Raw genomic sequence first — 19,800 nt, 5'->3', positions numbered from 1 at the left:
CAAGGCCCTTCTCTCGGCGGAGTCAGAACTCGATGCTGGTGGTGCATCCGATGCGAAAGGGACGACCATGACGAACAGCACGCCTGAGCAGGACCCGACCTCCGACCTCGCCCCCGAGGCGCAGACCCCGACCCCGACGCCGTCGTCCGGCGACGCCGGCGAGTTCACGGACGCAGGCAACACCGCCGAGAAGCCGGCCGAGGCCGAATCCCCTGAGGATGCGGATCCCTCTGAGGTTCCGAGCACCGACGAACTCGAAGAGCCGAGCACCGAGAAGGAGCCCTCCGAAGAGCCCAAGGCTCCGACGCGAAATGACCCCGAGCCCGACCATGAAGCGGTCGGGATCGGGGTCATCGACGGTCCGGAGACCGACGAGGGCGACTGAGCGACTCCTACCTCGCTCGGCCACCCGGCCGCTCCCGTCGCGATGCACCCTGCGACGGGAGCGAGTTCGGGGAGGGCTACTCGACGAGTTTGCCCTCGGTGTCGACCTCGCGCATGAGCTCGGCGATCTCGGCGGGGATCTCGGGGATCGACTCGTGGGTCACACCGCCGGTCGGCGACCAGACGAGGTTGACCTGCAGCGTGGGGTCGGTGTCGGGGTAGTCGCTGCGGTTGTGGCATCCGCGGGTCTCCCGCCGCTCCAGCGCCGCCTCGAGCGTGGCGCGTGCGGCGAGCGCCGAAGCCTTCAGATCGAACGCGTGAGCGAGGTCCTGGAAGCCGGCGATGTCGGGGTGGATGCCGATGTGCTCCATGCGTCCCTCGATCATGTCGAGTTCGGCGAGTCCCGCCCGCAGTCCCTCCTCCGAGCGGACGACACCCGCATGTTGCGTCATGGTGTTGCGGATCGCGCGCTGCAGCGCCCGCACGTTCTCGCGGCCGTCGGCGACGAGGAGGTCGTCGATCTCTGCGCGGGCCTGCGCCACCGCATCCGCCGACCGACGCTGGGCGTCGAGCCCCGCCGCGTGCGCCATCGCCGCCTGACCGACGATGCGGCCGTAGACGAGGAGCTCGATGAGCGAGTTGCCGCCGAGACGGTTCGCCCCGTGGAGTCCGCTCGACGCCTCGCCGATCGCATACAGCCCGTCGACATCGGTCTGGTGGTCGTCAGGCCGCACCCAGACGCCGCCCATCGAGTAGTGCGCGGTGGGCGCGATCTCGATCGGGTCGGTGGTGATGTCGAGCATCTGCAGCTCCATCATCGTCTGGTAGACGCGCGGCAGACGGGTCATGATCGTCTCGCGCGGCAGATGAGACACATCGAGCCAGACGCCGCCGTTCTCGGTTCCACGCCCCTCGGCGATCTCGGTGTACGCGGCGAGCGCGACGCGGTCGCGGGTCGAGAGCTCCATGCGCTCGGGGTCGTACTTCGACATGAACCGCTCGCCCAGCGCGTTCCGAAGGATGCCGCCCTCGCCGCGTGCGGCCTCGGAGATCAGCGTGCCGGCCGCGTTCTCGGGCTCGATGATGCCGGAGGGATGGAACTGCACGAGCTCGGGATCGCGCAGCCGGGCGCCGGCGTCGACCGCGAGCCGGAACGAGTCGCCGGTGTTCTCATCTCGGCGCGACGAGGTGCGGCGCCAGATGCGGTTGTGTCCGCCGGCGGCGAGGATCACGGCATCCGCATGGATTAGGTAGCGCGTGCCGTCGGACTGATCGAAGCCGTAGGCGCCGAACACGACGTTGTCGCGCACGAGCAGACGCGTGATGTAGACGTGGTCGAGGATCGGCACCTCGAGCTGCTCAGCCTTGGCGACGAGTGTGCGCTGGATCTCGAGCCCGGTGTAGTCGCCGGCGAACGCGGTGCGGCGAAACGTGTGCGCGCCGAAGAACCGCTGCGAGATGCGCCCGTCGTCTTCACGGGCGAAGTCCATGCCCCAGCGCTCGAGGTCGCGGATGCCGCGCTCGGCGCCCTGCGTCACGATCTCGACCGTGTGGGGGTTGGCGAGCAGGTAGCTCTCCTTGATGGTGTCGGCGGCGTGCTGCTGCCAGCTGTCGCCCTCGTCCATGGTGCCGAGCGCGGCGTTGATGCCGCCGGCGGCGAGGGAGGTGTGGGCATCCTGTCGCGGGCGCTTGCCGACGGCGAGGACGTCGATGCCGTGTTCGGCGACCTCGATCGCCGCCCGCAGCCCGGAGCCGCCGGTGCCGATGACGAGGACCGTGGTGGAGATCTGACGTTCGCGAGTACTCATGCCATCCACGCTAGGTAGGGTGCCCTAATAACTCCAATGCATTGTTCTACTGGTATCGATACACTGAAAACATGAACCTCGAGCAGCTCCGCGGGTTCGTCGAGGTCGCCCGCCTCGGTCACTTCACCCGCGCCTCCGAGCACCTACATCTGGCCCAGCCGTCGCTGAGTCGACAGATCTCGACCCTCGAGCGCGAGCTGGGCGCCGAGCTCTTCCACCGGGCTCGCGGGCACATCGGCCTCACTGCGGCCGGAGAGGCCCTGCTCCCCCGCGCTCAGCGGATGCTGGCCGAATCCGACGCGATCCGCGAGGAGATGGCCGAGCTCGCTGGACTCCGCCGCGGACGAGTGCGTCTGGGAGCGCCGCCCACCCTCTGCATCAGCCTCGTCGCCGAGGCGATCAGCACCTTCCATGCGGCGCACCCCGGCGTCGACCTGCACCTGACCGAGAGCGGGTCGAGGCTGCTCGTCGATCAGCTGGCCGTCGGGGCCGTCGACATCGCCCTCATCACGGAGTCGGAGGGACCCCCGCCCTCGGGTTTCAGCCTGACCCGGATGCCGCTGCTGACCGAGGAGCTCGTCGTGGTGTCTGCGGCCTCCGAGCCTCCGGTATCGACCTCGTCGATCATGAGCCTCCACCATCTCGCCACGCTGCCGCTGATCGCCCTCGACGAGACCTATGAGCTGCGGGCGACCACCGACGCGGCCTTCCGCTCGGCAGGGCTCACTCCGACCGTGGTCCTCGAGGGCGCCGAGATGGATGCGCTGCTCCGCTTCGTCGAACGCGGGGTCGGCGTGGCCGTGGTTCCGGCGATGGTGCTGCTCGATCAGCCGGCGCTTCGGTCGGTCAGGATCTCGCACCCGATGATGAGACGCACCGTGAGCCTTGCCCACCGCGCCGATGTCACGCCCGCCGTCGCGGTCGCCGCGATGCGGCACGTGATCGTCGGCACAGCGGCAGAGGTCGCCCGCCGCGACCCGGCCATCACGAGCCTGCTCGACTGAGGCGCGTCGGATGCCGCTGACATCCGGGACAACGCAAAACCCCCGCCGCTTTCGCGACGGGGGTTTCAGCTGATGTGCGCCCGAAGGGACTCGAACCCCTAACCTTCTGATCCGTAGTCAGATGCTCTATCCATTGAGCTACGGGCGCTCCTGGACCGCTCAGCGGGCCGTAGAACAGCCTACAACAGACGCGACGCGAAAGCGAAACGAGGGCTCACTCGTCGACGTCGGGCGTGTTCTGCTTCTTCTTGCGCTTCGCTTTCGCGCGCTGAAGAGACGACAGAGCCTGCAGATCGACGAGGCGCAGCGCCTGCATCCGCGCCTCGCGCATCCGGTCGTAATCGGGGTCCTGATCGGGCCGCATGCCCTCGACACGCAGACGACGATCGAGGTTGTGCCGCACGTCGGCCCAGGCGCCCTCACGGGCCTCCTCGACGATGACACGCAATGCGGCCCCGTCCTCCATCATGTCGCGCAGCTTGGTCGCGACCCCGTGCGACTGCTTGGCCCGCCGACGCAGGTTGCGCACGTCGCGGTCGCGGTAGTCGTGGGTGCCCGAGGGGTCGGAGTGACGCCCGCGAGCGCGCTTGCGCAGCTCGGTCAGGTTGCGCTCGACCTCTTCGGACTCCTCGGCCATCGCCCGCAGCGCTTCGCGCGCGTCGGCGATGTACTTGTCCGTGTCGAAGACGCCGTTCTCGGCGATCGTCCCGATGAGGATGTGATTCTTCACGGCGAGGCGCGCGGCAGCGGTCGCGATCGCAACGCCTTCTGCGATGGCATCTGCAGTTCGTCCCACCGCTACCTCCTTGCTTCGAGCGTACCGGTATCGCTCTCGGTTGCAGTGGGCCAGAATGGATCGGAATCGGGTCTCCGTGACCTGCTCCACGACCGGCTGCATCCCCGATCGCCGCCAGGAGGGATGCGATGAAGCGTCTCACGCTCACCGGAAGCACGACGGTCATCACCGGTGCTGCAAGCGGGATGGGCGCCGACATCGCCCGTCTGCTCGCCCGCCGACGCGTGCATCTGGCGCTCATCGACCACAACGCCGACGGACTCGCAGCCCTCGCTGCCGAACTCGAGGACACCACCGTCACCACGCACGTCGTCGACCTGCGCGATGACGATGCCGTCTTCGCCGCAGCCGATGAGATCACCGCCACGCACCGGCGCGTGAACGCACTGATCACGTGCGCAGGCTCGTCGATGCTCGGCGATCTCGATCAGCTGACCATGGAGGAGATGCGCTGGCTGACCGACGTGAACCTCTGGGGAACCGTGTCGATCACGAAGGCGCTGCTGCCCGCCCTGCGTTCGGCTCACGCCGCGCACATCACCCATCTCGCGAGCGTGTACGCGCTGGCAGCGCCCGCCGGACGCATCCCCTACTCACTGAGCAAGTTCGCCGTGCGCGGGTTCTCCGAGGCGTTGCGGCACGAACTCGAGGGCACCTCGGTGACGGTGGGCGCGGTGTACCCCGCCGGAGTGCGCACGGGCATCATCCTGCACGGGCGCTATGCCGCGGCGATCGACCCGGCGATCGCAGCCCGCGCCGCGAACGCACAGGCAGCGATGTACCACACGGAGCCGGCGGATGCCGCGGCGCTGATCGTGCGGGCGACGGAGCGTCGCCGCGCGCGCACCATGGTCGGGCGAGAGGCTCGTCTGATCGATGTGCTCGCTCGCCTCGCGCCGACGGGCTACTGGCGGGTCATGCGCCGCCCCCTGCGCGAGGCCATCGACACGACCACTCCGATCGTCTGACTCAGCGGACCGCGCCGACCCAGATCCCCGACGCCCACGCCTGCTGCTCGCTGTCGCAGCCGACGGGCCCGGGGTAGCCGCGCACGACCGCCATGCAGTTCGCGAGGAACTCGGGGTCTCCCCCGAAAGACGCGAAGTAGACGTCTGACGAGGTCAGTGCTCCCCAGACACGGAACTGATGGATGTGTGCCAGCTCGTGCGCCATCGCCCAGTTCAGCTGCTCGACGCTCCAGCCGACGATGTCGGCACGGTACTTGATGTATCCGTTGGCGTTCGCGCATGCCGGCGCGGTGCCTCCCGCGCACGAGGCCGATTCGTAGAGGCCGATTCCTCCGCCGCCGACCCGGTCGAGCGCGGCGCGCACCCGTGCGAAGCCATCCGGCCCGCTCGACGACCAGGCAGGACCAGACGGTGCCGCGTACTGCGCCGCCTCCCAACTGCCGACGTCTTGCCCCACCCTGTCGATGAGCGCGTGCACGGTCGCGGTGGCGGCGATGACCGTGGCCGGATCCTTCCGCTCAGCGAGCACGGACGCCTGCGCCGACATCGCGGCTGCCCGGTGCGCCGATGTGTCGACCTTGCCGTCTGCTCCCTCCATCGCCTCGCGCAACGCGGTGATCTCAGCGACGAATGCGGGCCGCACCTCGAGCACGTCGGCGCGTGCAGCGGTGTCCTTCTCGGCGATCGCGATCGACCCTTCGAGGTGATCCGTGCGCATCTGCGCCGTGCGAGTCGACTGTGCGAGCGACTGCAGCTCGGCGATCGCGTCCGCCCTGTCCTCGTCGAGAGCCACGGCGCGAGCGGCCACACCCGCACCCAGCATCAGTGCGGCGACCAGGGCGACGGAGAGGACCCGCCGGATCACCGAGACCGCCTCATGGCAAGAGACCCGAGGTGTCGGAGAGCAGCGTCTCCTGTTCGGCGATGGCCGTGCGCAGGGCAGTCAGCTTCTCCGCGAGCCGAAGGTTCGCCTCTCGTGCGACGTCGAGCCTCTCTTCGGCCTCGACCACGGCCGCCCTCGCCTCGTCGAGCGCATCCACGCGTTGCTGATCGGCAACCGCGATGAGCACCGTTCCACCGAGCAGCAGCAGACCCCCGGCGACCACGGCGACGGCTCTCATATCGCTCCCCAGGACACGACGACTTCCGGAACGATTCCGTAGGGCCAATATATCCTCGCCGGAGATCACTCTCCAGACCACTGCGGTGCGTATCGACGCAGGGCAGTCCGGATGCTCAGGCCGAGTAGGCCTGATCGGTCAGGCGCCGTTCCGCGGCCTCCTGGCCGCTGGCGAGGTGGCGGGGAATCATCCAGCGGAGAGTCTCGGTGTCACGAGCCTCGACCGCTTCGAGAATCAGGCGATGTTCCTCGGCCATCGCGAGCAGATCGTCGTGCTGCCCGAAGAGCCAGCGCAGGCGCGTGACGAACACGGCGATGAGCTCGCCGAGCATCTCATTGCCCGCGAGCTCGGCGGAGATCTCATGGAACTCGCCCGCCGCGATGCGGGCCGGTTCGACCTCACCGGCGGATGCTGCCGCGAACTCGCGCTCGTACGCGGCCCGGAGCCGCGCGATGCCCTCGTCGGTGTGGCGTTCGGCGGCGAAGACGAAGATCAGTGTCTCGATCGCCTCGCGGACTTCTCCGAAGTCCCGGATGTCACGATGCGTGAACTCCCGCACCACCGCCCAGGTCCGCGGACGGGCGACGACCACTCCCTCACTGACGAGAGTGCGGATCGCCTCGCGCACGGGCAGCCGCGACACGTTGAGTTCGGCCGCGATGTCCCGTTCGATGAGACGCGATCCCGGGGCGCGCCGACCGAGCACGATGTCATCTCGAAGAACGCGCGTCACTCGCACCGACTCGAGTTCGCCGGTAGTCCCCACCCCCGCCATGCCGGAATTATGTCACTCAGCGACCTGGCCGACAAGTTTGGTATCCCAACGTGGCGCATATGTTACGTTCCAGCGCTTCGTCGAGCTGCGGACAAGCGAGAAGGGAGCGGATGCCGCGGCATCCTCTCCCTTCTCCGCTCGAGTCAGGGCAGACGGTTCGCGATGGCGAGGTTGGCCTTCAGCTCGTCGGCGTTCTGGCGCACGACGTAGGCCGGGCGGTCACGCTCGACTCGCCAGGATTCGCTGAGAGGCCCGACGTTGACCGTGTCGAAGCCGGCCTCGTCGTAGAAGCGGGTGACGAAGGCGACGGCTTCGGCATCGTCACCGGCCGTGGCGAGCGCGCGCCGATCGGCCGTGCCCGCCGGTGCGCCGTCGGTCGTGATGTCGGCCGCGAAGATGTGGTTGAACGCCTTCGCGATGCGCGAGGTCGGCAGCTGCGCCTGCAGAAGCTCCGAGGTGGTCGTCTCGCCCTTGTCGAGGGCGTCGATGTGGCCGTCGCGCTCGAAGTAGTAGTTGTTCGTGTCGAGCACGATCTTGCCTGCGAGCTGCTCGACGGGCAGCTGGTCGATCTTGCCCAGGGGCACCGTGACGACCACGACGTCGCCCGCAGCGGCGGCATCCGCCGCAGTCGCGGCCGAGGCCCGATCGCCGAGCTCCGCGACGAGGTCTGCAAGTGTCTCCGGTCCGCGTGAGTTGGCGATCACGACGTCATAGCCGTTGGCCACCGCGACGCGTGCGACCTGGCTGCCGATGTGTCCTGCACCGATGATTCCGAGAGTAGTCATGCTCGTCCCAACGTGTGCGGGGCGCTGCTATTCCCGCATGACCCCGCGTGTCGCGCTCACACCGAGAGCAGGAAACGCTCCTCGATCCGGCGGTAGCCGAGGCTCTCATAGAGGGTGATCGCCCAGGTGTTGAAGCCGAAGACATGCAGCCCCATCGAGTCGGCCCCTAGACGCGCAGCCTCGTGCTCAGCCGCGAGCATGAGGGCGCGACCGTAACCCTTGCGTCGCTGATCTCCCGCGATCTCGATGTCGAGGATGAACGCGTGCGGGCGTCCGTCGCGGCGGCGGATGCCGATCCAGAGCACCCCGACCTCGGCGCCGTCGACGTGGGCGGTGAACAGCTCCTGCCCCTCCGAATCGATGCCGTCGGGGAGCTCGAGTTCCATCTGCCGGTGCGACTCGACGGCCGCATCGCCCGCCGAATACCGGCCGGATGCCACGAGGTCCTCGGCGAAGGCCGCCTCGGACGCAGAGGCGAAGCTCGTGAAGCGCTCGGGAGTCATCGGCCTCACGACGAGTCCACCCGCCTCGCGAGGCGCGCGAGACGGGAGCGGTTCGAGAAGCATCCGGATCGACGCGACCTCGAACCCTCGCCCCGCGACGAAGGCTCGGCCCGCGGTGTCGGAGGAATGCAGCGCGATGCTCAGGCGACCGACCTGCTGTCTGCGAGCCAAGGACCTGAGCTCGTCGAGCAGGTCGTCGAGCTGTCGCCGACTCGGCTCGATCCCGAACGCGAGATCCACGATGATCAGCACCCCGTTGTTCGCTGCGAGCCAGACCGTGCCGATGCGCGTGCCGCCGTCATCGATCGTGAGGATGAGCGACGTCTCGGTCTCGTGGCCGGCCGGGAGCAGGTCATCGAGCACCGCGTCGACATCCGAGACGGCGTCCCCGCCGACATGCATCCCCGACTCCTGTCGCAGGGTCACCAGGCGTGCCCGGGTGGCCTCACGCCAGTCGTCGAAGCGGTCGGCGCTGAGCGGATTCAGATCAAGAGGCATGATTCCATCCTGCACCGCATCGCGCCGAAGCTCACGCCTTGTGGAGTGCGTCCTCTGCCGCGACCCATGCCAGCATGGCGCACTTCACCCGAGCCACGTACCGCGAGACGCCCCCGAGCGCGGCGGCGTCGCCGAGCAGTTCTTCATCCGGTTCGATCTTGCCCCGCGACCGCATCGCCTCGCGGAACGCGGCGATGCGGATCTCGAGCTCATCGACCGTGAGCCCCTCGGCGAGCTCGGCCAGCAGCGAAGCGGATGCCTGCGAGATGGCGCATCCATGACCTTCCCACGCGATCGCCTCGATACTGCCGTCAGCGTCACGGTGCACCTGCAGAATGACCTCGTCGCCGCATGTCGGGTTCACCTGATGCGACTGCGCCGCGATCTCGTCGCGCAGGCCGAACCCGTGCGGGGTGCGGGAGTGGTCGAGGATGAGTTCCTGGTACAGGTTCTGCAGGTCGCTCATGCGCCCCTCCGGAAGAATTCGATCGCACCCTGGACGCCGTCGATCACGGCATCCACCTCGGCCTCGGTCGTGTACAGATACGTGCTCGCCCTGGTCGACGAGGTGATGCCGAGACGACGATGCAGCGGCTGCGCGCAGTGGTGTCCCACCCGCACGGCGATGCCGCGATCGTCGAGGAACTGCCCCACGTCGTGCGAGTGGATGCCGTCGACGTCGAAGCTCGCGAGCCCGACGCGCGGCAGGTCGATGTCGGCACCGAGCACACGCACCCCATCGATGGCTGTGAGCCCCTCGACGAGACGCCCGCCGAAGGCGGCTTCATGCGCGGCGATGCGCGGCATGCCCACTGCAGTCAGATAGTCGATCGCCGCGGCGAGCGCGACCGCCTGCGAGACCTTCTGTGTGCCGGCCTCGAACCGCTGCGGCGGCGGCAGGTAGGCGGCCTCCGTCGTGGTGACCGTCGTGATCATCGAACCGCCGGTGAGGAACGGCGGCATCGCCTCGAGCAGTTCGCTCCGCCCGTAGAGGGCGCCGATGCCGGTGGGGCCGAGCATCTTGTGCCCCGACAGCACGGCGAAGTCGACGTCCAGCGCGCGCACGTCGAACGGCAGATGGGGTGCCGACTGGCAGGCGTCGAGCACGACCACCGCGTCGACCGCGCGGGCCAGGGCGACGAGCTGCTCGACGGGGTTGATCACGCCGAGCACGTTCGACACATGGGTGAATGCGACGAGCCTCGTGCGCTCGGTGATGAGGTCGGCTGCGGCATCGAGTCGGAGTGCGCCGTCGTCATCGAGCGGTATCACCCGCAGGGTCGCGCCCGTGCGAGCCGCGAGCTCCTGCCACGGGATGAGGTTCGCGTGATGCTCCATCTCTGTGGTGACGATCTCGTCGCCCTCGCGCAGACGAAGACGCTCGGCGGCCGCTCCCCCTCGTCCGAGCGACGCGTTCGAGAGCGAATACGCGATGAGGTTGAGTGCCTCGGTGGCGTTCGACGTCCAGACGACCTCGCCTTCGTCGGCGCCCACGAACCGGGCGACGGTGGCACGGGCATCCTCGAAGACCTCGGTGGCCTCGGCAGCGAGGGTGTGCGCTCCGCGATGCACGGCGGCGTTCAGGGTCGAGGCGAACTCGCGTTCGGCGTCGAGCACGGCGAGCGGACGCTGCGAGGTGGCACCCGAATCCAGATACATCAAGGGATGCCCGTTGACCTGCGTGCGCAGGATCGGGAAGTCCTCGCGGAGGCGCCGCACCTCGGCATCGGTCAGAGCGCCACCCCCAGGTGGGGCGATCACGTCGGATTCGCGAGAGATGCTCATCCTTCTAGCTTCTCATCTGGCGCACCCCGCGGGGCGCCCTTCGCATCGTCGGAGGCGGTCAGGGCAGGACGAGGATGTGGTCGGTGTCTGCGAGCCCGAGGTCCCCCGTCGCCGGGTCGACATAGCGCAGCGTTACCCGATGGAGTCCGGGCCGGATGTCGACGAACGAGACGATGGTCGCAGCATCCGTGAGCAGCACGGTCGTCGCCGGCCCCCCGTCGAGGGAGACGGATGCCGTCGAGCCGACGACGCCGCGAACGTCGAGCGCGAGGTCATCGCGCCTGCCGTCGCCGTCGGCATCCGTGCGGAAGATGAGACCGTCGGAGTCTTCGGCAAGCCCGGGCACGGGGAAGTAGGTGCGCCCGGTCGGCTCGCTCACCGTCTGTTCGCCCGAGGTCGGCGAGGTATGGCGTAGCGAGATCGACATGCCCTGGTAGAGGGAGTCGACGTCGGGGCGCGCCGCGAAGGTTCCGTCCGCGGCGACGAGCGCCGAGGCGATGACGCGTCCGGCCTCGTCGACGATCTCGACTGCTGCGCCCGGTGTCCCGGTGCCGGTGATCGTCGGAGGAACAGCCGTCGTCGCCAGGATGGGCCAGGAGATCGTCACCGGCAGATCGACCGGAGGATCGACCACCGGAGGATCCACCACCGGAGGAACGACGATGGGAGGATCCACTACCGGAGGATCCACCACGGGAGGATCCACCACCGGAGGATCCACCACCGGAGGAACAACGACCGGAGGATCGACCACCGGGGGATCCACAACCGGGGGCTGCTGCGCAGGGGCAGACGGCGGTACCGCCGCGGGCGGCGTGCGCACGTCGCCCGGCACCGGAGGCTGAGTGATGTCCGCGGGAACCTGAAGCACGTCGATCGCATCCTCGACGACGTCGGGATCGACCGGCTCCTCCGGAGCGGGCGCGGGCGACTGCGGTTCGACAAAGGGCTCCGACTCGATCGGAGGTTCTGTCGGCGCCGGAGGTTCTGTCGGCGCCGGAGGTTCGGCCGGCGCCGGGGCCCCTGCCGATCCTGGCGAATCGATCGGAGCCGGCGACGCGACCACGAGCGCCGACGACTCATCGGCATCCGTGGTTCCCACCGGCGCCAGCTGCGCAGCGACCGCAGCGACCGCGACGACCGCCGTCGCCACGGCGACAGATCCCCCGGCGACGAGCCACTGCGACCTGCTCCGGGGCATCCAGCCCGTCAGAGAGGCAGCTGCGGCGGGCGCCGGAGATCCGGCCGAATAGGCTGCCGCCGCCGGCCCGCCGATGATCACGGGCAGCAGCACGGCCCGGAGCTTCGACGAAGCCTGCTCGATCTCGGCGCTGGCCATCGTGCATCGGGTGCAGCGTTCGAGGTGTGCGTCGAAGCGCGCGCGATCGGTGCGCGCCACATGGCGCTTGCGACCCTGCGCCACGATGCGCTCACAGGTCCACCGGCATTCGGCGTCGCGCCCCGGTTCGTTGATGTGCGCCTGCAGCCATGCGAGCTTGAACCCCTCCCTCGCCCGCGCTGCCAGCACCGAGACGGCGTTCGGGGTCATGCCCATGAGCGGTGCGATCTCTCGCGGCTTCATGCCCTCGACCTCGAGGTACCAGAGCAGGGTGCGCCACCGCTCGGGAAGCTCCTTGAACGCCGCGGTCAGCAGCGTCTTGTCTGACAGCAGGTCGAGCGAGTCGTCGGTGTGCTCGACCGGCAGCTCGTCGATGTACTCGAGGGCGACGACGTCTTTCTGCTTGCCACCCCAGGTGGCGGCAGCGCTGCGCACGGCAGCGAAGAGGTAGGGCCGGAAGGCGTCGGTCGGCCCGCCACCGTTGCGGATCGCACTGAAGGTCTTGGCGAAGGCCTCGCTGACGAGGTCCTCGGGATCGATCGAGCTCGTGATCGAACGCGCGGCGCGAAGTGCGGCCGGCGAATGACGATCCCAGAGCACGCCGAATGCCCTGCTGTCCCCCGCACGGGTGGCGAGCACGAGCTCGTCGTCGCTCAGCGCGGAGTCGACCCGTGTGCGGGGCTCGTGCACGGTCGAAGCGCTCACGGAGTCACCCCGGTCGCACGCATCGAGTCGGGAGCAACGGGCGGGTTGTTCACTGGGGTCCCTTTCGACTTCTCATTACCAGTCTCGCGAGCAAGCGATCTGATTGGTATGTAGATTTGTATATGAGTTCTCCATCCTGAGTAGAGAAGGTTCCATGACGCTTCCCGAGGTTGGACCCGACGCACCGACCCTGCGAGACGCCCTGCGAATCGCCGACGGTCGGCTCTTCGCGCCGGCCCGAAGCACCCGCTTCGAGTCGAGGACGTTCACGGGTGTGGAGTTCTACGATCCGTCGACGCCGACCTCCGAGTACGTCGACCGCATCGTGCTCGGTGCCGGTGTCGCACCGACGCACGTCGCGACGCTCCTGACCGAGCTGGCTGACGCCGGGGCTGCTGCTCTCGTGCTGCGCGCCACCGAAGACAGCAACCCCGGCGAGTCGTCGACGACCGATGAGCACCCCGCCCTGGCTGTGCTCCGCACCGACCGCGGAGACTGGGCGCAGCTTGCGAACCTTCTGGGCTCGCTGTTCGGTGCGCACTCGATCGGGCAGGTCACGGGCGTGCGGATGGGAGATCTCTTCGCCCTGGCCAACACGATCGCCACTCTGGCAGGCGGAGCGGTCAGCGTCGTCGACTTTGCAGGGCAGGTCGTGGGGTACTCCACACACAGCGAGCAGCCGATCGACGATGCCCGTCGACGCACTACTCTCCTGCTGCAGGAGGACTTCGCGATCGTGTCCGACTCCCGCTACCGGTCGCTGCTGCGTCACAGCGAGGCACGGCATTTCCCGTCGAGCACCGACCTGTTCGGCCGGGTGGGCATCGCGGTCCGCGCTTCCGGTGAGCTGCTCGGCTCGATCTGGGTGATCCAGATCGACCCGTCGGCTGCTGCCCGCACCCGATCTCTGCTGCAGCAGATGGAGCCGATCGCCGCTCAGCACCTGCTGCGTGCGCGTGAGGACGCGGACGACCGCGACCGCCGCACATCCGGGCTCCTGCGCACCCTCCTCGAAGGCCGACAGCACGCGCGCGGTGCGGCGTCTCAGCTGCTCATCCGGCCGGAAGACGGCTGCGTCATCGTATGCTTCCGAGCCAACACTCTCGACGACGTCCACGCCACGCGCGGGCTGCACCGGCTCCTCCACCTGGCGATCAGCGTGTCGAGCGCCGCCATCCCCGGCTCGCACAGCGCGATCGTCGGCCCTGAGGTCGTGACGCTCATCGCCGGCCCGCACGACGCAGCGGTCGAGACATTCACCCAGGCCGTGATCCGCACCGACGGCGCGCTGATCGCCGGCATCGGCACGCGCGCCCACGACGTCACCGGCATCGCACGCTCGTACCGCGAGGCCGCGGCCACGGCCGGCATGCTCATGAGTGCGTTCGACCACGACGAGGGGCATCATCCCCGCATCGCGAGCTTCGACGGTATGCGTGATCGTCTCGCTCTGATGCAGGTCACCGATCTCATCGAGGGACTCGACGCGGTCGTCGGCGACTCTGCGAGCATCCTTGCGCAGCACGATGCCGCGCGGGGCACCGATCTGACTCGCACGATGCGCGTCTACCTCGACCACCTCGGCAGCGTGCGCGAGACGGCGCACTCCCTGCACGTTCACCAGAACACCGTCCGATATCGGCTCGACGTGGTGCGCAACGAACTGGGGATCGACTTGGATTCACCAGATGCTCGGCTCTGGCTCTGGCTCCGACTCTCCGGCACCCCGCGCGGCGCCGTCTGAGCGCTCATTCGATCGCCGCCGGCAGAAGAACTGTCACTCCGGCCCGACCCGTAGACGGGTCGATGTACCGCGCAGCGATGAACTGCTCCCCGCCACCCGAGCGGATGACGATGCCGTCCTCGACGCCACCGGCATCGTCCGGGATCCGGACCGTGCGCGATCGCCCCTCGTCATCGAGCACTTCGACCCACGAAGCCTGCTCGGCGTTCAGATGAAGGCAGCTGACAACGCCGCGGGATGCTCCAGGACACGCGTCTTCATGGGCCCTCACGATCGTCGGCGTCGCGAAGAAGAGCGGTCCGATCGTCTCGGTCGACTCGGTGACCCCGCTCGCCGCGTCGCGCTGGGCGACGCTGAGCAGCATCCCCTGATGCGTCTCCTCACCTGAGACGTCGAGCACGAAGATACCGTCGTCATCGATGAGCGCCGTGTCGAGAACGGTGCCGGTCTCGTCGGTCACCGAGACGACCGCCCCTGGAGCGCCGACTCCTCGGAGCAGGGCGGGGACGAGCGAGTTCTGCGCGATCGACTGCGTGACGTGGAACTCCGAAAGATCGACGAGGGGTGGCGTCTGCACCGGCACCTCGGTCGGCGGAGCAGGAGCAGGGGCAGGAGTAGGAGTTGCAGCAGGGGCAGGAGTAGCAGCAGGGGCTGGGGAGATCGGAGCGACGTCGTCGCTCACGATCTGCGGGCGGTCGTCCTCAGCGTCGTCCACAGGCTCGGGGGCTGAAGCATCCGAGCGATCGCTCGGCACCTGATCCGGTTCCACCTCGGGCTCTGGCGCCGGCGAGGGCAGCGGTTCAGGCGTCGGCGCCGGCTCGATCGGCGGGGCCGAAGGGCGCGGCAGATCATCGATGGACGGACCGACCTCGCCGGCGATCACCGTGTCGGCGAACGACGGAGTGAGCTCGGAGCGGTCGGAGTCCGCAGCGGACAGTGTCAGTACGCTGCCTGCGAGGATGATGCCCCCGACCACGACCACGGCAGTGGCCGCCAGAGCGGCCAGGCCCCCGGCCGGAGCCAGAGCGCCCGTTCCGTGCGCGGCGACAGGTGCGCCGGCACCGAGCGACGACGTCGACTCGTCGGCCCACCCGGACGAACCGGCCAGTCCGACCGAGGGAGCCGCTGCCACGACCTCGGCCTCAGCCCTGGGGGCACCCGTGTAGACCGCCGCCGCCGCGCCGCCGAGCAGCGCCGCGGGCAGGATCGAACGCAGCCGCTGCGAGACGGTGTCGATCTCTGCGGCGACGATCCGGCATCCACCGCACACTGTCATGTGCTCGGTGAAACGCCGTGCCTCGTCAGCGGCCATGGAGCGACTTCGCCTGGCCACGACGCGCTCGCAGAACCACCGGCAGTCCTCCGGCCTGGAGGGGTCATGGATGTGCGCCTCCAGCCAGGCTCGCCGGAAGCCGTCGCGTGCACGTGCGGCCAGGGCTGAGACCGCGTTCGAGGTCATGCCCATCAGCGGTGCGAGCTCTCTCGGCTTCATCCCCTCGACCTCGAGATACCAGAGCAGAGTCCGGTGCCGCGCCGACAGCGTGCCGAACACCGCGGCGATGCTCGACCGCTCGGCGATGCGCTCGAAGGCATCGCCGTCTTCCGGCGGCAGGTCGCGCTCGGACACCATGTCGATCGAGAGCGTGCTCCCGTTCCGAGTCCACCGCGCAGCGGTGTTGCGCAGCGTGGCGAGAAGGTAGGGCCGGAAGGCGTCGCTCGGACCCCCGCCCGCCTTCGTCACCCTGAGGATCGACGCGAACGCCTCGCTCACGAGATCGTCGGGATCCGAAGACGGCGAGATCGCCTGGGCGGCACGCCGGGCGGAGTCGACGTGACGACGCCAGAGGAGGGCGAAGTCACCGATGTCGCCACCCCGCACGGCGTCGATGATCTGGGCATCCGACGGCTCGCCCGGAATATCGTCATCGCCGTCGAACGGCGTAGGGAGATTCATGCTGCTCCGGATGCGGTCATGACCGGCGTCGCGAGCGAAGCGCCGCAGAAGAATGAGGGACGAGGCAGTGGGGATGCCTCGTCCCTCCGACTCTCGTGAGAGCCGATTCCGCGGAGAGAGGGTTCGGCCGGGGAGCGGTCGACCTCTGCTGTGCGGGCGCCGGCCGGGAACCCGACGCGAGGCCGATGGCCATACCTACAAGACCGGTATGACCGGAAAACATGACGGCATCGGCCTGAGTTTCTCGAGAAGACGCGCATCAGCGGATACCCGCCGCCGTGCCCACCGGTGCGAGCGACAGGAAGCGCATCTTGTTCTCGCCGTAGAAGCAGGTCTGCACCATGAACTCGCCGGTCATGCCTGCGAGCGCCTCGACGTTCGACCACTTGGGAGTGTGTCTCTCCTCGATGACCTCGTAGACGACATCGGAGCCCTCGACCATGATCCGCTGGCCGAGCTCCCATCCGAGGATCACATCGCCCCCGCAGTTGTTGTGCGCGGCGAAGAGCGGGAGCACATCGTCGATCCGATAGCTGACCATCTCGGTGAACGCGCCGTCGCAGTGGTCGAGCTCGACCATTCCACCCTCAGCCCCGAGCCGGATGGTCGGCAGTTCGTCGGGCGCGAAGATCTGATGGAACTGCTTCAGCACCGAGACCTTGGCGTCACCGGTCACCTTGTCGACGAAGTCGGGGGCGAGCACGGATGCCGAGAGGAAAGACGCTCCCAGCCCGACGAGCACGATGCTCGCGAACAGCAGACCGCCGCGTCGCCGTGGCCGGCGATTCGGGGTGGGCGCACCCGAGTCGGTCCGGTCCGAGTCGGTGCGATCCGAGTCGGTGCGGTCCACCGCGATGTCGACTGTCATGAGTCGAATTCAGCGGGACGATGAGTGTCGCGGCGACCGCGGCGCTCCCTGCTTCCGCGTCGAGGCATGACGACGATGAACGTGAGCACGGGGACGCCGACGACGAGCAGTGCCCACCACGGGAATCCAGCAGGATCGGTCGCGTCCGCGATCGTGACGACGGAGGAATCCTCGCTCGGAGCGTCGATGCGTTCGGCGCGCACCAGAAGGCGGTGGGTGTTGACGCCGGTGGGCGTGCACGTGACGAGCGTGAGATAGTCCTTGCCGGTGACCTGACGCAGATCCTCCGCCTCGTCGGGAAGCACGGTCTTGGTCTGGTCGACCTCGTAGTACCGGTCTTCGCCCAGTGCGCTCACGACGATGACGTCCCCCGCGACGAGTTCGTCGATGTCGTCGAAGAGCGTCGCCTGCACGAAACCGTTGTGGCCGGTGAGCACCGAGTGCGTTCCGGCACCGCCCACGGGTAGAGATGAGCCGTAGAGGTGGCCGATTCCGCGAGACAGCGTCTCTTCGTCGGTGCCGTGGAAGACCGGCAGATCGACCTGGATGCGCGGGATGCGGATCCGGGCCATCGTGTCAGTTCCTTCAGCGACCAGAGTGTCGAAGTACGCAGACGCGCCCTCGCCGATCGCCGTCTGCTGACCGTCGGCGCCGAGTGCGTACGGGTCGCGCAGCGGTCCGGTCGGCAGATTGTCGTTATATTCTTCGGCCGCGGCGAGCATCTCGTACACCGCGTCATCCGGAATCTGCTCGACGGACTGCACATAGCCGTCGACATCGGTGTCGTGACTCCAGGCCGAGAACCATGAGGCTGCGGTCGGGTAGACGAGCACCCCGATGCCGATGGTCGCGATGAGCATGACGATCGACTGGCTCCAACCCCACCGCGTCCTGTGCGCGGTGGCAGGCGTGGAGGGTACAGCCGGAGCATCCGGTGTGGATGCATCGATGAGGGTCATGCTGCGCTCTCTGTTCGGAGGAGGTGAAGACGAAGTGGGAAGTGAGTGGGCCGTGCGGGGGAAGGGATGTCACCTCCCCCGCACGGCCGGTCATTCGGGTTATGCCTGTGCGGCGGCCTTGCGGCGGCTGCGGATGGCGAGCAGGACTGCTCCACCGAGCAGCATGACGCCACCGGCCAGGAACAGGGTCGTGCCGGTTCCACCGGTCAGCGGCAGGGTGAAGCCGGCGTTCGAGGGAACGTTGACGACCTCGACGTCGACGCCCACAGCCGAGGTGGCGGCGGTGACGGTGAACTCGATCGGCGCTGCGAGCAGCTCGAACCCGTCCGGTGCGACGATCTCGGCGAGCCAGTACGACTGGTAGCCGTCTTCGCCCACGGCGACCGTGGCGTTGTCGGCCCAGTCGGAGTAACGCAGACCCGAGATGGTCACGGTGCCGTCAGCGGCGACTGCGAACTCGGTCGAGCCGGCGAGAGCGATGGCGTTGGTGCCGTCGATCGCGTCCTGCTGGGTCGGGTACACCGAGAACACGGCGCCGGTGAGCGGTGCGCCGGCCTTGTCGGTCTTCTCGATCGTGATCTCGCCCCACTTGGTGATGACCTCGGGGGTGACGGTGGGTCCGCCGGGCTCGCCCGGGGTGACCGTGTACGAACCGGCGTTCGGGTAGAGCACTGCCGTGTTGGCGATCTCGCCGACCGTGTTGACCTCGGTCGTGACGATGACCTGCACCTGCGTCGCGGGGTTGGCCGCGAGCACTGCGAGACCGGACGCGGTGAACTCGACCGTGACCGCGTTGGTCGCAGCGTCGTGCACGATCGTGTAGTCGCCCGCGGCAAGCGGGGTTCCATCGACGAGCGAGACGGCAGCACCGACGTAGTCGAGCTTCACGTCGAGCGTGTCGACGATCTTGTAGGCGTCGATGACGGCGACGTTCGGGATGTCACCCGTGATCGTGAACTCGATCTCGTCGCCGAGCTTGACGTCTTCCGAGTCCTCGACGGTCTTCGTCGCCTCGGTCAGAGCGTTCTTCGGGTAGACGTGCACGTCGTACAGCCAGGTGCTGTCATCGGCGGGATCCGTCAGCGGCACCGTCACGAGGAACGGCGCCACACCGGTCGAACCGGCCAGCGGTGCGGTCTCGACGACGAAGTAGAGGCCGAGGTCGAGGTTCGCCAGAGCGATCTCACCGTTGGCGTCGGTCAGGGTCTGGCCACCGATCGCGCTGGCCGTGTAGCCGGCTGCGGTGATGTCGGCGACGCTGTCGGGGTCGAGGTCGGCGAGATCGTTCGCGTCGATCCATCCCTGGTTGCTCGTCAGGTCGATCGTGTCGACCTTGTAGACCGTGAAGCCCACGCCCGGCAGCGGTGCCAGGGCGACGTTCTGCTCGGTACCGTCGTTCGGCAGGCCGGTGGGCGTCTCGGGAGCCTCGAACTTGTGGATCGTCAGCGAACCGACAGCATCCGGGTCGACGAGGTTCGGGGTCGCAGCACTCGCAGGAGCTGCGAGCGTCAGTGCGGCGACGCCTGCGACGAGCAGACCTGCCGCGACGCGGGATCCGCGTCCGTTGGTGGGAGTGTTCACTGTGTCTCTCTCTCGGTAACCGGGTCTCCCCGGTGGTATCTGATGGTGCTGTTCGTTCGGGTCGTGCTATCGGGGACGCAGATCAGATCTGCGAGTCTTCGGTGTCGACACGTGCGCTGCGGCGGCGGACCCAGAGGGCCAGCCCGCCCGCGGCGAGCACGGTCACAGAACCGGCGAGGATGTAGGGCAGTGCGCCCGTCCCCCCGGTGGTCGGAAGGGTCAA

Annotated in this window: 19 protein-coding genes and 1 tRNA gene; 4 read left to right on the top strand and 16 right to left on the bottom strand. The window is 68.3% G+C overall.

Annotated elements, in window-relative coordinates:
• The first annotated feature begins 67 nt into the window (after positions 1 to 67).
• The gene (locus tag ACIOU8_RS08275; RefSeq protein WP_400788010.1) at positions 68 to 385 is read left to right on the top strand and encodes a hypothetical protein; all 318 of its coding nucleotides are present in this window, start codon (positions 68 to 70) and stop codon (positions 383 to 385) included.
• Between the two features lie 76 nt (positions 386 to 461).
• On the opposite strand, the gene ACIOU8_RS08270 is transcribed toward ACIOU8_RS08275, so the two are convergent.
• Complete coding sequence (locus tag ACIOU8_RS08270; protein WP_400788008.1) at positions 462 to 2,192, bottom strand: L-aspartate oxidase; 1,731 nt, start codon at positions 2,190 to 2,192, stop codon at positions 462 to 464.
• Positions 2,193 to 2,263: 71 nt separating this feature from the next.
• Here ACIOU8_RS08270 and ACIOU8_RS08265 point away from each other — a divergent pair, with 71 nt between their 5' ends.
• A complete protein-coding gene (locus ACIOU8_RS08265; RefSeq protein WP_309686033.1) occupies positions 2,264 to 3,196 on the top strand; it encodes a LysR family transcriptional regulator in 933 nt (310 codons plus the stop codon).
• Between the two features lie 75 nt (positions 3,197 to 3,271).
• Here the strand turns inward: ACIOU8_RS08265 and ACIOU8_RS08260 are convergent.
• Both ACIOU8_RS08260 and ACIOU8_RS08255 read right to left on the bottom strand, forming a co-directional pair.
• Positions 3,272 to 3,344: transfer RNA gene (locus tag ACIOU8_RS08260), tRNA-Arg, on the bottom strand.
• 66 nt (positions 3,345 to 3,410) lie between these two features.
• A complete protein-coding gene (locus ACIOU8_RS08255) occupies positions 3,411 to 3,992 on the bottom strand; it encodes an asparagine synthase (protein WP_400788006.1) in 582 nt (193 codons plus the stop codon).
• Positions 3,993 to 4,120: 128 nt separating this feature from the next.
• Between ACIOU8_RS08255 and ACIOU8_RS08250 the strand changes: the two genes are divergently transcribed.
• Positions 4,121 to 4,960 (top strand): SDR family NAD(P)-dependent oxidoreductase, encoded by an 840-nt coding sequence (locus ACIOU8_RS08250; protein ID WP_400788004.1) that lies wholly within the window; start codon positions 4,121 to 4,123, stop codon positions 4,958 to 4,960.
• A 1-nt stretch (position 4,961) separates the two neighbouring features.
• Here the strand turns inward: ACIOU8_RS08250 and ACIOU8_RS08245 are convergent, their stop codons facing one another.
• The 8 genes from ACIOU8_RS08245 to ACIOU8_RS08210 all read right to left on the bottom strand — a co-directional run bounded on the left by ACIOU8_RS08245 (position 4,962) and on the right by ACIOU8_RS08210 (position 12,471).
• Positions 4,962 to 5,825 (bottom strand): hypothetical protein, encoded by an 864-nt coding sequence (locus ACIOU8_RS08245; RefSeq protein ID WP_400788002.1) that lies wholly within the window; start codon positions 5,823 to 5,825, stop codon positions 4,962 to 4,964.
• 10 nt (positions 5,826 to 5,835) lie between these two features.
• A complete protein-coding gene (locus tag ACIOU8_RS08240) occupies positions 5,836 to 6,081 on the bottom strand; it encodes a hypothetical protein (RefSeq protein ID WP_400788000.1) in 246 nt (81 codons plus the stop codon).
• Between the two features lie 115 nt (positions 6,082 to 6,196).
• Positions 6,197 to 6,856 (bottom strand): GntR family transcriptional regulator, encoded by a 660-nt coding sequence (locus ACIOU8_RS08235; RefSeq protein ID WP_400787998.1) that lies wholly within the window; start codon positions 6,854 to 6,856, stop codon positions 6,197 to 6,199.
• Between the two features lie 143 nt (positions 6,857 to 6,999).
• On the bottom strand, positions 7,000 to 7,641 hold the full coding sequence (locus tag ACIOU8_RS08230) for an NADPH-dependent F420 reductase (RefSeq protein ID WP_400787995.1): 642 nt from the start codon (positions 7,639 to 7,641) through the stop codon (positions 7,000 to 7,002).
• A 56-nt stretch (positions 7,642 to 7,697) separates the two neighbouring features.
• Positions 7,698 to 8,642, bottom strand: coding sequence for a GNAT family N-acetyltransferase (locus ACIOU8_RS08225; RefSeq protein WP_400787993.1), 945 nt, complete (start codon positions 8,640 to 8,642; stop codon positions 7,698 to 7,700).
• 31 nt (positions 8,643 to 8,673) lie between these two features.
• A complete protein-coding gene (gene sufU / locus ACIOU8_RS08220; protein ID WP_400787991.1) occupies positions 8,674 to 9,108 on the bottom strand; it encodes a Fe-S cluster assembly sulfur transfer protein SufU in 435 nt (144 codons plus the stop codon).
• On the bottom strand, positions 9,105 to 10,427 hold the full coding sequence (locus ACIOU8_RS08215; RefSeq protein WP_400787989.1) for a cysteine desulfurase: 1,323 nt from the start codon (positions 10,425 to 10,427) through the stop codon (positions 9,105 to 9,107). The genes sufU and ACIOU8_RS08215 overlap by 4 nt, the downstream gene beginning before the upstream one ends.
• A gap of 58 nt (positions 10,428 to 10,485) precedes the next feature.
• Positions 10,486 to 12,471 carry a sigma-70 family RNA polymerase sigma factor gene (locus tag ACIOU8_RS08210; protein WP_400787987.1) on the bottom strand — a complete coding sequence of 662 codons (1,986 nt, stop codon included), beginning with the start codon at positions 12,469 to 12,471 and terminating at the stop codon, positions 10,486 to 10,488.
• Between the two features lie 154 nt (positions 12,472 to 12,625).
• Here ACIOU8_RS08210 and ACIOU8_RS08205 point away from each other — a divergent pair, with 154 nt between their 5' ends.
• Positions 12,626 to 14,215 carry a PucR family transcriptional regulator gene (locus tag ACIOU8_RS08205; RefSeq protein ID WP_400787985.1) on the top strand — a complete coding sequence of 530 codons (1,590 nt, stop codon included), beginning with the start codon at positions 12,626 to 12,628 and terminating at the stop codon, positions 14,213 to 14,215.
• Between the two features lie 4 nt (positions 14,216 to 14,219).
• Here the strand turns inward: ACIOU8_RS08205 and ACIOU8_RS08200 are convergent, their stop codons facing one another.
• The 5 genes from ACIOU8_RS08200 to ACIOU8_RS08180 all read right to left on the bottom strand — a co-directional run bounded on the left by ACIOU8_RS08200 (position 14,220) and on the right by ACIOU8_RS08180 (position 19,800).
• A complete protein-coding gene (locus tag ACIOU8_RS08200) occupies positions 14,220 to 16,169 on the bottom strand; it encodes a sigma-70 family RNA polymerase sigma factor (protein WP_400787983.1) in 1,950 nt (649 codons plus the stop codon).
• Positions 16,170 to 16,428: 259 nt separating this feature from the next.
• The gene (locus tag ACIOU8_RS08195; RefSeq protein ID WP_400787981.1) at positions 16,429 to 17,037 is read right to left on the bottom strand and encodes a hypothetical protein; all 609 of its coding nucleotides are present in this window, start codon (positions 17,035 to 17,037) and stop codon (positions 16,429 to 16,431) included.
• The gene (locus ACIOU8_RS08190; protein ID WP_400787977.1) at positions 17,034 to 17,996 is read right to left on the bottom strand and encodes a class C sortase; all 963 of its coding nucleotides are present in this window, start codon (positions 17,994 to 17,996) and stop codon (positions 17,034 to 17,036) included. Before ACIOU8_RS08190 ends, ACIOU8_RS08195 begins: the two co-directional genes overlap by 4 nt.
• 99 nt (positions 17,997 to 18,095) lie before the next feature.
• Positions 18,096 to 19,577, bottom strand: coding sequence for a SpaH/EbpB family LPXTG-anchored major pilin (locus tag ACIOU8_RS08185; RefSeq protein WP_400787975.1), 1,482 nt, complete (start codon positions 19,575 to 19,577; stop codon positions 18,096 to 18,098).
• A gap of 82 nt (positions 19,578 to 19,659) precedes the next feature.
• Positions 19,660 to 19,800, bottom strand: a complete 141-nt coding sequence (locus tag ACIOU8_RS08180; protein WP_400788781.1) for an LPXTG cell wall anchor domain-containing protein — start codon at positions 19,798 to 19,800, stop codon at positions 19,660 to 19,662.

Origin of the sequence: Microbacterium sp. NPDC087589, assembly GCF_044743635.1 — a bacterium.
In the GTDB taxonomy this organism is placed as follows: Bacteria; Actinomycetota; Actinomycetes; order Actinomycetales; family Microbacteriaceae; genus Microbacterium.
The sequence above is the reverse complement of the archived record's forward strand: the minus strand, read 5'-3'. Positions and strand labels throughout refer to the sequence as shown.